The sequence below is a fragment of the Kribbella sp. CA-293567 genome, from assembly GCF_027627575.1.
GTDB lineage: Bacteria > Actinomycetota > Actinomycetes > Propionibacteriales > Kribbellaceae > Kribbella.
Genome location: NZ_CP114065.1, coordinates 5,549,893 through 5,562,865 on the forward strand (window position 1 = coordinate 5,549,893; position 12,973 = coordinate 5,562,865).

Consider the following 12,973-nt stretch of genomic DNA (forward strand, 5'->3'; position numbering starts at 1 on the left):
TTGGTGGTCCGCGCCAACGGCACACCCGCGTTGCTCCGAAGTGCCGGCACGGCGAGATGCAGCAACCACCTCAGGCGACTCGACGCAGCGATGCCTCCTCGCCCGCACCCGCACCCGCACCCGCACCCGCGAGATCGTCCTCCACCACTCCGCCAGGAGCATCGAACTGACCACGCCCCGGCGATCTCGTGAACGTGGCAACCCCGAGCGAAAGGTCGTGGCCGACCGAGGTCGCCTCGATCACCATCCGGGATCTGAGGTTGCCGGCGTCGTCCTTCCACTCGGTGGTGCGAAAACGCCCGGTGACCAGGACCGGTTGACCACGCACCATGGACCGCTGCACGTTGGTGGCCAGGGCTCGCCAGCACTCGACGGTGAACCAGTTCGTCGGGCGGTCCGTCCAGCCCGCCTGGTCCGCGCTGTACTGCCGTGGGGTGGCCGCCAGCCGGAAGGAGGCGACCGACACCCCGTCGGAGACCTCCTTGAACCGGACATCGCTGCCGACCCACCCCTGCACGGCCAGATAAGTCTCGCTCATCGCCATCACCCTCCTTCGCGTCGTGAACTGCCTACACCAGAGAAGATGCCGCGCTTTCGCCCGATCCCGGCCACGACTTCACGACCTGGGGAAAACCTCTATCTCAGGCTTGACTTATATAAGCGAAACCCGGCACTCTGATGGCCGCAGATCCACCATCAGGAGGCAGACCAGTGATCGACATCCTCGAACACATCACCGCGATCCAGCGGCACGTGAGCCAGACCGGCGAAGAGGTCCGGGTGACGCTCCGGCGTACCTATCAAGCACAGCTCGAAGAAGTCTGGGACGCGATCACCGACCCCGACCGGATCGCCCGCTGGATGCTGCCGATCACCGGTGAACTGAAGGTCGGTGGCAGCTTCCAGCTGGAGGGCAACGCCGGCGGCGAGATCCTCGAATGCGATCCGCCCAAGCGGTTCAAGGTGACCTTCGGCGGCCCGGAGAGCATGGTGGAGATCCGCCTCACCGCCGATGCCGCCGGCGAGGCAGTGGAGCTCCAGATGGACCACTCGGTACCAGCAGCTTTCGGCGGCCCGAGCGGCGCGCTCTACGTCGGTCCCGGCTGGGACGGCGCCCTGCTCGGCCTTGCTCTCTACCTCGAAGGCAAGATCGAAGAAGGCCACGACCCCCGGGAGATGGCCAACTCGCCGGAGTCTCTGGAGTTCTCGGCCGAGTCGATCCGCGCCTGGACCAAGGCCGTCCGCGACTCAGGCCTGGTCCCCGAAGACCAGCTCCGCCCAGCCGTCGAAGCCGCCGTCAGCCAGTTCGCACCAGGCGCGTCGGTCGACGACTTCCTCTGATCAGCACTCCCCCCCCCCGGTCAGGCCGCGCCATCCGGCGCGGCCTTCCGTCTTGCCCAGAGGGCATCCGGGCAATCAGCCGCGGGCGATGGCCAGCTTGTCCCGGCAGACCGTGTAGGCGTCCAGCTCTTCGCGAGCCGGAGCGACGACGTGGCTGTTGGCAACCTTCTCCAGTTCGACGCGGAGCGCCTTGGCAACAAGGCGGGCCCGGCGGCTGGCACCGCTGGCGGCGAAGAGGCGACAGGCCACTGACACCGCAACACCTAGCAGCGCACCGCCGATCAGCATCATCGTGGCGTACGGGATGCCCTGCCACTTCGGCAACGTCAGGTCCTGCAACTGCAGGAAACCGACCAGGACGAGCCAGACCGCACCACCCAGCGCCACCAGGAACAGCAGCCACTGCAGGAAACGCGCTGCTGCCCACCAGCCCGGAGTCTGGTTGGCACCGAGGTCAGTGCGCGCGACTGCCTGATCCAGCTCGTCACCGAGGGACTCCTCGCGGCGACGAATCGCAGTACGGACCGAGTCGGCCCACGGCCGCGACAACCCGGTCGCTGCCTTGTTCGTGATCGTCCGTACGGCGGTGTCCATCCGCGCGCGTTGCACGGGAGTTGCCGCCGGCAACGAAGAGCGAGCGATCGACACCTCGTTGGAGGCGGACTTGCGCGATGCCTTGCTCTGCTGGCGGGACGTCTGGTCCAGGTGCAGCCGCCGCAACGGATCCGGGCGGAACCGGGAGAGCCACTTGGTGACCGGCCAGCCGGTCGCCGCGGTCGCCCGCTGCAGGTAGGAGCGGCGAACAGCCTCGACCACAACCGGTACGCCGCTCGCGTCCGACAGCGCATCGACCAGCTCGGTGATGTCCGACTTGGCAATCTCCGGCGTCTTGGCGTTGCCGCACTGGCTGGCCATCCGGTCGGCGACACGATCCACATCGGCCGCGAGCCGCTCGCGCGCCGCCCGCTTGGCGTTGACCCGCTTCACCAGCAGCGCGCGCAGGTCGTCCAGGCCGTCACCGCTCATCGCCGAGGTCGCCACCAGTTGAGGGCTCTTGAGACCGTCCGACTTGAGCAGCCGGGTCAGGTCGGCGAGACAGCTCTTGCGCTGCTCGTCGGTGAGCTTGTCGGCGTGGTTCAGCGCGAACACCATCACCGACGAGTGCGACGCGAACGGCTTGATGTACCGGTTGTGCAGCGCGGCGTCGGCGTACTTCTGCGGATCGACGACCCACACCAGCACGTCGACCAGCTCGACCAGCCGGTCCACGATCAGCCGGTGCTCGACCTCGGTCGAGTCGTGGTCGGGCAGGTCCAGCAGGACCAGGCCGTCCAGGTCCTCCGAGTGCGCGCCCTCCAGGGAGCTGCGGTGCTGCACCTGGTGCCGGCGCGGAATGCCCAGCCAGTTCAGGAGTTCACCGGCAGGCTCCTCGCCCCAGACACAGGCCAGCGGCATCGAGCTGGTCGGCCGGCGGGTGCCGATCGCGGCCAGGTCGAGACCGGTCAGCGCGTTGAACAGCGACGACTTGCCCGAACCGGTCGCACCGGCCAGGGCCACGACGGTCAGGTCTCCGGACATCCGGAGCCGTTGACTGGCCCGGTCCACGATCTGCGACGCCTCGCTCAGCACCACCTGGTCCAGCCGTCCCCGGCCGGCCTCGGCAGCGTCCTCGAGCGCCTCGATCTTCGTCAGGACATCGGTAGAGCCCCTCACCAGGCCCTTGACCGTATCCACAATTCCCGTCACGTGCAGTCCTCCACCGCGCGCGCGGCCTCCGTCAGTTGCCTGGGTGCATCGGGATCGACCGGATGCTGGTCGAGCACAGCCAGGTAGCGGGCGAATTCGGCATCCATCAAAGCATGAACTCTAGCGTCAAGATCGTCCCGGGCCTTCGCCGCCAGCGTGCGCACGGCCTGGTCGCCGAACACCGCTTCCAGCAGCTTCTGCCCCACCACGGCGGTCCCCGCTCCGACGCCGACCTCGGCGCCGGTCGGGATGCCCGCGGTACTGGCGAAGATGACGACCATCAGGGACAGGCCGAGGCCGTTGACGCCGTACGAGAGGATGCGCGCCGTACTGCGCTTGTCGGCGCCCTCCTCGCGAACCAGGTCGAGCACATAGCCCTGCCACTCGCGCACTGCCCGACTCGCCTCGGCCGGGAACTCCTTGGACATCCTGCCCAGGTCACGGTCGCCGGCAGCAAGCAACTGCCGCCCAGGCGCCGTCGACTGCCACGACTCTTCAGCACGCTCAGCCGCGGCCTCGGCGTGCTCACGCAGCAACGACTCCAGGCCGGACTCGACCGCGTCCTTGAGGTCCCGGGTGGGCGGCGGCTTGCCGACCACCGCAGTACGGACCTTGTCGCGCAAGCGGCCGACATTGGTCTGCAAGCCCTTGAGCAGCTCGCCGGTGCCGACGAACTCCTGCCAACGAGCCAGCACCTCGCCGCGCAGCATGGTGCCGTCCTGGGTCGCCTTCGCGATGTCCTTGACGGCCCGGTCGTACGCCGTTTCGGCGGTCGACCGCAGATCCACCAGTGTGTCTGCTTGTGCCCGGACCGCCTTGGCGAAGGCAGGCGTCTTCTTCGTCATCGCGGTGACGGCGCCTTGCAGGGTACGGCGTACGACGGCCGCGCGAGCCTCCTGGTCGGCGGCCAGATCGATCAGCCAGTCCTTGATCGAGGCAACGACCTCGCTCGCCAGCATGCCGTTGCCGTCGACAACGGTCTCCTTGATGCTGAACAACGGCGAGTCACCGAGACCGCGCTCGAGCAGCATCTGGGCGAGGTGCCCGGTGATGTCGTCGATGGTGTCGGCCGGCGCGCGATCCAGCACCACGGCGACCGCCGTACTGCGGTCGGACGCGCTCTGCAGGAACTCCCACGGCACCGCATCGGCGTACCGGGCGGCGGTGGTGACGAACAACCAGAGGTCGGCCGCCGCGAGCAACTGAGTAGCGAGGTCACGGTTGGCCTCGACGACCGAGTCGATGTCAGGCGCGTCCAGGATGGCCAGGCCCTGCGGAATGGTGTCGGCGGCAACCAGCCGGATCTGCCCGGGGTCCTCCATCCCGCCCGGGCTGTCACCGCTGGAACGCGCCATCTGCGGCAGCACCCGATCACCGGTGAACCACTCGGCGTCGTCCGGGTGGTGAATCAGCACAGGTGAGCGAGTGGTCGGCCGCAGTACGCCGGGCTCGCTGACGACCTGCCCGATCAGGCTGTTGACCAGCGTCGACTTGCCGGCGCCGGTGCTTCCACCAACCACCGCGAGCACAGGTGCTTCGAGCTGCACCAGCCGCGGCAGGATGTAGTCGTCCAGCTGGTCCAGCATCGACTTCTGCTGCTGGCGGGCCTCATCGGCTCCCACCACATCGATCGGCAACTGACTGGCAGCCAACGCGCCCCGCAGCTTCATCAGCGCGGTGATCAACGCCATCGCTGCCTGCTCGGTGGCGACCTCCTCCACCGACTTCTCCGGCGCCACGGCTACTTCAGCCTCGGCGTCGTCGCTGTCTTCGGCTGAGTCCGTGTCGCTGGTGTCGTCAGCCTCGTCCGACTTGGCCTCGGTGTCCTCGGACTGGTCGCCGGCGGACTCGGCACTGTCGGCACCTTGGCCACCACCAACAGCGGCAAAGCTGGCGATAGCAGGCGTCTCATCAACAGACGCCTTCTCCGCGTCCGCTTCGTCAGCCGGCGCAGCCTCTGCTTCCGCAAACTCCGAAGTGGGCTCGTCACCTTCGACTGCTACCTCGGCAACAGGCTCCGACTCGGCCTCAGCCGCCTCTGAGTCGCCATCAGCAACCGCCTTGGACTCCACAGGTGTAACCGCTGCAGGCTTCTTCCTGGCGCCGCGACGCTTAGCAGGAGGCTTCGGCTCAGCTCCATCCACCTTCGCGACCGCCGCCGTACCCTCGCTCGCGCTCTCAGCGTCTGCCTCAGGAGCGACCTCAGCAGGCGCCACCGGCTCGGCCTGCGCCTCAGCACTCTCAGCACCTGACACCGCAACAGCGTCACCGCCGACCTGCGCCTCAGTCTTAGAGCTCGCCTCAGCGTCAGAGCTCGCGTCAGCCTCCGGACTCGCCTCAGCTCGAGCCTCAGGGCTCGCTGCGGGCTCAGGGATCGCCTCCGCCCCGGCAGCCGCCACGTCAGCATCGGCACCGGACTCAGCTACCTCGGAAGGCTCCGCGTCAGCCGAAGACTCATCGACCGCCGCCGAGTCCGCGTCGACGGCAGACCCAGTGACTTCCGTGGGCTCCCCATCAACCGAAGGCGCAGTATCGCCGGAAGACTCGACCTCGCCGCTCGGCGCTGCATCGCCTGAGCGCTCGGCGTCACCGCTGGACTTTGCCTCAGCCGACGAGTCGCCGACTGCCGTTGTCTTCGTCTCGGGCTCAGCCGCAGAGATGTTGTCGTCACTCGGCGCTGTCTCGGACGAGGAGTCACCGACTGCCGTTGTCTTCGTCTCGGGCTCAGCCGCAGAGGTGTTGTCGTCACTCGGCGCTGTCCCGGACGAGGAGTCGCCGGCAGTGTCCTCCGGCTTCGCGTCAGCGGCAGGGCTGCTGTCTTCGCTCGACTCTGGCTCGACGACGGGCTCAGCGGCAGGCGCCGAGCCGGAACCGATCACGATGTCGTCGGACGAAGACATCGGCAGGCGCTCCGAGATGTCCCCTGCGTCTGCCTCGTGCGCGGCGAACAGTTCCGCTTCCCGAGCGGCAGCTTCGGTGTCCGTCTCGAGTTCGTCGCCGTCCTCGAGACCCTTGGGCAGACCGATGATGATCTGCCCGTACTCGAGCGGGAACCCGTCAGCCGACTCGTCCGGCTCATAGGTCACGCCGACCTGCGGGCGTGCGGCTTCCGCGGCATCGCCGCTCTCCTCGCCTACCACCCCGCCGATCGCCGATTCGTCCGTGACCATCTCAGCCGACAACTCAACAGCCGGCGTCCCCGACTCCTGCCCAGCGCCCGACTCCTGCCCAGCGCTCGGCTCCTGACCGGCGCTCGACTCCTGTAGAGCGCCAGATTCCCGCTCGGTGACCGGCCCTTGATCGGCGCCGGACTCTCCTGCAGACGAGGTCTCAGCCGACCCCTGGCCCAGGACCTCACCCGTCGTCGCCCGCGCACCCGCAGACTCTCCATCAGCCACGGACTGGTCTGAAGACTCGCCGCCCGTCGGCTGCTGAGCCGCTGCCGCCTCGCCAGATGACTCCTGACCCGTTGCCGTCTCGCCGGACGACTTCTGCCCCGTCGCCTGCTTGCCGGTCGACTGCTCGGCTGCAGAAGTTTCGGCCGTCACCTGGTCGCCCGAAGGCTTCCCGCCACCCGCCTGCTCACCCAAGGACTTCTCACCGACAGCCTGCTCGCCGGAGTCCTGCTCGCCGGTCGCCTGCTGGTCCTGGGACGCCTCGCCGGTCGCCTTGGCTGACAGTTCTCCACCACTCTGCTGCTCGGTCTCGGAATCTCCGCCGGTCACAGAATCGGCCGTGGAGCTTCCATCGGTGGACTGATCGGCTGCCGCTTCGGCAGGCGTCTGCTGCTCGACAGAGCTGTCTTCCGCAGTCGTCTGCTCAGTGTCACCAGCAACTGACGCGTCGTCAGATTCAGCCGTCGCCTGATCGTCATTCGTGCTCGCACCCGCGTCAGCGGTCCCCGAGACCTCCGGCGCCGGCGCGGCCTCAGGAGCACCAGACTCCGCCACAGCTTCAGTCGCAGGTTCAGGCGCAGCAACCGGCGTACCGGCAGCCTCCGGCGCAGTACCGGCGGCCTTGCGCTTCCGGCGACGCCAGAAGCCCTTGCTCTTGGCATCGGACCCGGAGTCGGCGATCAGCCGGGCCAGTTCGGAGACAGGCTGATCCTGGGCCGGAACCTTCGGCTCTCCCGAACGCTCCGAACCCTCACCAGCTGGCCTGGTGTCAGCCACGGCTACCGCCCACGAGCACAGAGTGCCCGTTCGGACAGCGCAGAAGCAAAGTCATCTTCATCCCCGTTTGGCGGCGTGGACGGGCGGCAGTCACTGCGACGGTGGATACGGACCGTATCCTCCCGGCGTTCCGGGCGGTCCAGGGGGTCCCGGCGGGTAACCGGGCTGGCCCGCAGGGTAGCCGGGTTGCCCCGAGGGATACCCGGGCTGAGCCGGTGGATAACCCCCTTGGCCGGGCGGATAGCCGCCCGCTCCCGGACCTCCCTGGTACTGCGGCGGAGCCCCGTCCTGCACCCCTCCGTACTGCGTCCCTTGCGGCGCGCCCTGGCTCTGCGGCCCCTGCTGCGGCTGCCCTTGGTACTGCGGCCCCTGGTACTGCGGGGCGCCCGGGTACTGCTGGCCATTCGCCACTCCCTGGTACTGCGGCACTGCCTGCGCGAAGGCCGGCATCGGTGGGAACGGCACGCTGGGGCGCCGCGCCCGGAGCTCGTCCAGGAGCCGCTTCTCGGTCTCCAGCGCTTCCGGGCCGATCACCTGGCGAACGATCTTGTCCCGCAGGTAGGCCAGCTCGGTCGCGTTCTGCTGGAAGGCCTTGGCCGCGGCCTCCGCCTGTCCGCCGTACCGCTTGGCGTTCTGCCGGAGCGCCTTGCGGCCTCGCAGGGTCGCGATCAACGGCACGTCCTGCGGCACCAGCCAGCCGAACCGCACGTAGTCGTAGAGCCGGGACGCGATCATCTGTCCCTCGCGGGAGCGCATCACCAGGGCGAAGACGACCATCGCGATGAAGATCGGCACCATCAGGAACAGGTAGACGGTGATGAAGCCGCCGCCACCGGCCCAGCTCGCGCCGCCGTTCCACAGACCGTGGGCGAGCACCGCGGCGAGGTAGCCGACGATCGGCGCGAGGTAGCGCACCGCCGTACTGCGGTGCCGGATCGCGATCCCGATCCCGATGGCGGTGAACGAGGTGAAGAGCGGGTGTGCGAACGGGGAGATCAGTCCGCGGATCACGAACAGCACGAACGCGCCGCGCAGACCCGCGTCGCTGCCGGCCTCCTCGGAGAGCTGGTTGAAGATGCGGCCGTAGTACAGGATGTTCTCGGTGAAGGCGAAGCCGACACCGACCATGCCGGCGTAGACCAGCGCGTCCAGGATGCCGTCGAACTCCTTGCGGCGCAGCAGCGCCAGCAACAGGATGATCGAGCCCTTCGCGAACTCCTCCACCGGTGGCGCCACGAACACCGCCGACCGGTTGCCGCCGCTCCCGGTCTCGTGCATCCACTCCGACACCTGGGTGTTGATGAAGATCGCGGCCAGGGTCGCGATGAACGCACCCCAGCACAACGCCGTCAGGATGTACTTGGCCGGCTCCGGTTCGTAGCGGTCCAGCCACAGATAGAGAGCGATCACCGGGATCACCGGGATGAACGCGAACGCGAGGCCCCACATGAACCCGCCGGCACCGGTCGACTTCGCCACGATCGCGAAGATTCCCAGCCCGGCGATCGCGAAGGCGACCGCGACGACGACCCCGATCAGGATGCCCTGGTTGCGCCGCTGGCCGGGTACCGGATGCTTGCCGAGCACGTTGGGCTGCGGCGGTCCGCCGGGCGCGCCGACGGCCCCCGTCGCCGGTTGCGGCGACTCGGGCGTGCCTGGAGAGGGGTAACTCATGCAGGCAGCCTAGTTGTAGAGCACTCCACAAGGCAGGACCGCCCACTCGGCGTTACCGGGATGGAACGACAACCCTGTACTTCGCAGTAGCCCGAGCCACCCCGTACGCCGCCCGCGCCTCGCCGGAGGAACCCACGAGCGTGATCGCCCGGCCATCTGAGAGACTCTGATCCATGCCGGACCTCAACCCGGCCGTGCGCCCGTAGCTCAGCTGGATAGAGCGTCGGACTTCTAATCCGTTGGTCGCAGGTTCGAATCCTGCCGGGCGCGCCTCCAAGAACCCCGCCTTCGCCGGACCGAACCCACGGGCGGTTCGCTCTTCCACCGAGCCTGCCGGCGATGCACAGTAGTGATTCGATCACCGACTGTGCAGGGGGAAGCTTGTGAGACGTCTGATGGGGACTGTGGCCGGGGTAGGCGTGACCATTGCGCTGGCGCTCGGTACCGCACTGCCGGCCGATGCCTTCAGCCGGAGAGTGGGGCCGTTCAGCACGATCGAGGGGTGCGAGAACAAGTTGGCCGTCGTGATCGACAGCGGGTTCATGTCGGGCGGCTGCTACGAACAGGACGGTCAGTACTACTTCAAGTACTGGTGACGCCGGAAACAAGAAGAGACCTGGCCGCGGCCACTGGACCCGAAAGGGCTGGTGGCCGTATCCTGTGCGGATGCACAGAACAGATGTGGACGCAGATCTCAGCTCAAATCTAGCATCTGGCAGCGCGAACCGCAAGACCGCGAATCCGGTGGAGACCTGGAAACTGGGTGAGCAACTGGTGAACCGGATCGGCTTCGGAGCCAAGCGCCTCGGCGGAAGCGGTCCGATCGCCCACAGAACACCCGATACGCCGACCGCCGTGCCCGACGCCCGCCCCGACAGCGAGCGCGTGACGACTCTCCTTCGACGCGCGGTTGAGCTCGGCGTCAACCATCTCGACACCGCCGCCTTCTACCCGTCGTACGGCCGCCCCGGCGAGCAACACGGGTTCCACAGCCTCGACTGGGCCAACGACGCCATCCGCCGGGCTCTCACCCCGTACGCCGACGATCTCTTCATCGCGACCAAGGTCGGACCGACGGAGCACGGGCTGGCCCGGCCCGACCAACTCCGTCAACTCGTCGAGGACAACCTGCGGCAACTCGGGCTCGAGACGCTCGATCTGGTGTACCTGCGCCAGCACGGTCTCACCTCGGTCGCCGAGCACTTCGGCGTACTGGCGGAACTGCGCCAGGCCGGCCTGATCCGGCACCTCGGCCTCTCCAACATCCGTCCCGGGCACCTCCCGCAAGCTCAGGAGATCGCGCCCGTGATCGCGGTCCAGAACCGGTACGGCGTCGGCTTCGGCCGGATCAACGACGGCCTGCTCGCCGCCTGCGGCGAGCAGGGAATCGCGTTCGTGCCGTTCTTCGCGGTCACCGCCACCGGACGGGAGGAGGGCGGCGTCGCCGACACCGATCCCGTCGTCGCGATCTCGCGCGACCACGGCGCCACACCGGCTCAGATCCGGATCGCCTGGACCCTGGCGAAGGGCCCGCACGTCCTGGCCATCCCCGGCACCAGCAACCCCGGCCACCTGGCCGAGAACCTCGCGGCCGGCTCGATCACCCTCTCCCCCGGCCAGCTCGCCACCCTCGACGCCATCCCCTCCGACTGACTCCGTGAACAGGTCCGCCGCAGGCTGCCCCCGTGACAGTCTGCGGCGGAAACGGAGCGGTCAGCGCCCCCAGAAGGCGTCCTCGCCGGGCTGGTCGGCAGAGAACAGCCAGACCTCGACGATCTTGCCGTCGGCAACCTTGAGCAGGTCGATGCCGTCCTGACCGAGGTCGGCGCCGGCGCGCTGCGCGGTGAAGTGGATCGGCGCGGCGACCAGGTCCTCGCCGTTCAGCATCGGCGGGCCGGTCAGCGCCAGCTCGAAGGTGCCCTCGCTGACCTCCATCATCCCGCCGATCATCGCGTTCACCGCGCCGGCGCCGCGCTGGTGGCCGGAGAACCGGTTGGCACCGGGCTGGTGCCAGACGATGTCGTCGGCCAGAAAGCCCGCCACCCCGGCGAAATCCTTCGCCGCGAGCGCGTCGAAGTACTGCTGCACCACTGCCACCGGGTCGCTCATCATTTCCTCCAGCTCAGGTCGTTTGTCCTTCTGGAGGCCAATACTTACTATTGGTGACCATTAACCTCAACGTAACTAATGGGCGGTGTGACGATGTCGCGACAGAAAACCTACGCGCCGCCGTCGGGACAGGCCTGGAACGTGCTCTCCAGCCAGTGCCCGTCAAGGACCTCACTGGCCCGGATCGCCAACAAGTGGACCGCGATGATCGTGGTCGTCCTCGACGACGGCCCGCTGCGGTTCGGTGACATCCGGACGGCACTGGAGGGGATCAGCGGCAAGGTCCTCACCGACACCCTGCGCGATCTGGAGCGGGACGGCATGGTCGTCCGCCGCTCGTTCCCTGAGGTCCCGCCCCGCGTCGAGTACGAACTGACTCCGCTCGGCCGCACCCTGCAAGGCCCGTTGACGGCACTGTGCCGCTGGGCCGAGCAGCACATCCCCGAGGTACTCGCGGCCCGCGACGCGTACGACGATCGCTGACACGCTGCCCTGGATGAGTTCAGCGGCTCCGGCTCTTCCGGGTACCGCTCCAGCCACGTAAGGTTGGATTATGTATACAGACGAACGGTATTCTGTCGGCTGCCCGCCGGGTCGAGGCTGATCCGCGATGCTGCTGCGCCAGCTCGAGTACCTCGTCTCCCTCGCCCGGGAACGGCACTTCGCCCGCGCGGCCGACGCCTGCTACGTGTCGCAGCCCTCGCTGTCCGCGGGGATCCGCAAGCTGGAGCAAGAGCTCGACGTACCGATCGTCCGGCGCAGCCGCCGCTACGAAGGACTCACCCCTGAAGGCGATCGGGTCCTGCTCTGGGCGCAACGCATCCTGGCCGAGCGTGACGCACTGCGGCACGAGCTGTCGGTGATGCGCGGCGGATTGACCGGCACGCTCCGGCTCGGGGCGATCCCGACCGCGATGCCCGTCGTCTCGTTGCTGACCACCCCCTTCTGCGAACGCCACCAGCAGGCGCGAGTCACACTGAAATCGCTGTCGTCGCGCGACATCACCCAGAAGCTGGCCGAGTTCGAACTGGACGTCGCGATGACCTATCTCGACGACGACACGCTCGGCCAGGTCCGCAAGACACCCCTGTACGAAGAGCGTTACCTGTTGCTGACCCCGGAGGACGGCGTACTCGCGGAACTTCCGGTCGCGACCTGGGCAGAGGTATCGAAGCAACCGTTGTGCCTGCTTTCGCCGCAGATGCGCAACCGGCGGATCATGAACGACTACTTCACCGACGACGGCGTAACGGCCCGCCCTGCGATCGAGAGCGACACCGTCTCGGGCCTCTACAGCCACCTGCGCGGCAACCATTGGTCGACCGTCATCTCGCACGCCTGGCTGCACATGTTCGGCGTACCGGCCGGGATGAAGGTCGTTCCGCTGAAGAGTCCCGCGCACGGCCCGCGCGTCGGCCTGGTGATCGCCGCCCGGAGCCCCGAGCCGGTTCTCGCCCGCGCGCTGCTGGACGTCGCCCGGCTGGCCGGCGTCCACACCGCCCTGGACGAACTGCTCGACGTTCACCTCATGAGCACGCAACTGATCCGATAGCGGGCACCTCTCACCGGGCGCGCGGCGTATCGCTCCCGCCTGTAAGCGGGATCACGTAGGACGTAACCGGGATCACGTGAGACAGGGGCATTTCGAGTCGTTCAGCCTGGTTGAATGTATACAGAAGCCAGTATTTCGACTCGAATGAGAGGGCATGATGATCTTCACCCGTAGGTTCGGCGCTCTGGCGGCCCGCCCGCAGTTTCCGGACGCACCGGAACTGCAGCAGGAACTGACCGTCGACGCGGAGCTCCAGCAGCACGACGCCGGCCGCTCCGAGAACGGCGAAGAGTCGGAGCGGATCACGACCGCCGCCTGAGCCGAACGCCCGATCGGTGTCCCGGACCGGCCTGACCTCCCGCGGCGGCGGACTCCGCGC

General features: G+C 68.0%; 11 protein-coding genes and 1 tRNA gene. 7 read left to right on the forward strand and 5 right to left on the reverse strand.

Annotated elements, in window-relative coordinates; translation table 11 throughout:
- Positions 1–70 precede the first annotated feature (70 nt).
- Positions 71–538 carry a single-stranded DNA-binding protein gene (locus OX958_RS25550; RefSeq protein WP_270131971.1) on the reverse strand — a complete coding sequence of 156 codons (468 nt, stop codon included), beginning with the start codon at positions 536–538 and terminating at the stop codon, positions 71–73.
- Between the two features lie 173 nt (positions 539–711).
- Here OX958_RS25550 and OX958_RS25555 point away from each other — a divergent pair, with 173 nt between their 5' ends.
- Positions 712–1,341, forward strand: coding sequence for an SRPBCC domain-containing protein (locus OX958_RS25555; protein WP_270131973.1), 630 nt, complete (start codon positions 712–714; stop codon positions 1,339–1,341).
- A gap of 75 nt (positions 1,342–1,416) precedes the next feature.
- Here OX958_RS25555 and OX958_RS25560 read toward each other — a convergent pair whose 3' ends face one another.
- From OX958_RS25560 to OX958_RS25570, 3 genes are all read right to left on the reverse strand, one after another.
- Positions 1,417–3,054 (reverse strand): GTPase, encoded by a 1,638-nt coding sequence (locus OX958_RS25560; protein ID WP_270131975.1) that lies wholly within the window; start codon positions 3,052–3,054, stop codon positions 1,417–1,419.
- Between the two features lie 29 nt (positions 3,055–3,083).
- On the reverse strand, positions 3,084–6,812 hold the full coding sequence (locus OX958_RS25565; protein WP_270131977.1) for a dynamin family protein: 3,729 nt from the start codon (positions 6,810–6,812) through the stop codon (positions 3,084–3,086).
- Between the two features lie 537 nt (positions 6,813–7,349).
- Positions 7,350–8,933: a PrsW family intramembrane metalloprotease gene (locus tag OX958_RS25570; protein ID WP_270131978.1), complete on the reverse strand. Its 1,584-nt coding sequence runs from the start codon at positions 8,931–8,933 to the stop codon at positions 7,350–7,352.
- 196 nt (positions 8,934–9,129) lie between these two features.
- Between OX958_RS25570 and OX958_RS25575 the strand changes: the two genes are divergently transcribed.
- The 3 genes from OX958_RS25575 (at position 9,130) to OX958_RS25585 (ending at position 10,586) form a co-directional block, all read left to right on the forward strand.
- Positions 9,130–9,203 (forward strand) — tRNA-Arg (locus OX958_RS25575).
- A 125-nt stretch (positions 9,204–9,328) separates the two neighbouring features.
- Positions 9,329–9,529, forward strand: a complete 201-nt coding sequence (locus OX958_RS25580; protein ID WP_270131980.1) for a hypothetical protein — start codon at positions 9,329–9,331, stop codon at positions 9,527–9,529.
- Between the two features lie 70 nt (positions 9,530–9,599).
- Positions 9,600–10,586, forward strand: coding sequence for an aldo/keto reductase (locus OX958_RS25585; RefSeq protein WP_270131981.1), 987 nt, complete (start codon positions 9,600–9,602; stop codon positions 10,584–10,586).
- Positions 10,587–10,646: 60 nt separating this feature from the next.
- Here OX958_RS25585 and OX958_RS25590 read toward each other — a convergent pair whose 3' ends face one another.
- Entirely contained in the window at positions 10,647–11,042 is a 396-nt protein-coding gene (locus OX958_RS25590; protein WP_270131982.1) for a nuclear transport factor 2 family protein, read from the reverse strand.
- A 93-nt stretch (positions 11,043–11,135) separates the two neighbouring features.
- On the opposite strand from OX958_RS25590, the gene OX958_RS25595 reads away from it, so the two are divergent.
- From OX958_RS25595 to OX958_RS25605, 3 genes are all read left to right on the forward strand, one after another.
- A complete protein-coding gene (locus tag OX958_RS25595) occupies positions 11,136–11,525 on the forward strand; it encodes a winged helix-turn-helix transcriptional regulator (protein WP_270131984.1) in 390 nt (129 codons plus the stop codon).
- A gap of 127 nt (positions 11,526–11,652) precedes the next feature.
- On the forward strand, positions 11,653–12,594 hold the full coding sequence (locus OX958_RS25600) for a LysR family transcriptional regulator (protein WP_270131986.1): 942 nt from the start codon (positions 11,653–11,655) through the stop codon (positions 12,592–12,594).
- 154 nt (positions 12,595–12,748) lie between these two features.
- Entirely contained in the window at positions 12,749–12,913 is a 165-nt protein-coding gene (locus OX958_RS25605) for a hypothetical protein (RefSeq protein ID WP_270131988.1), read from the forward strand.
- Positions 12,914–12,973 lie beyond the last annotated feature (60 nt).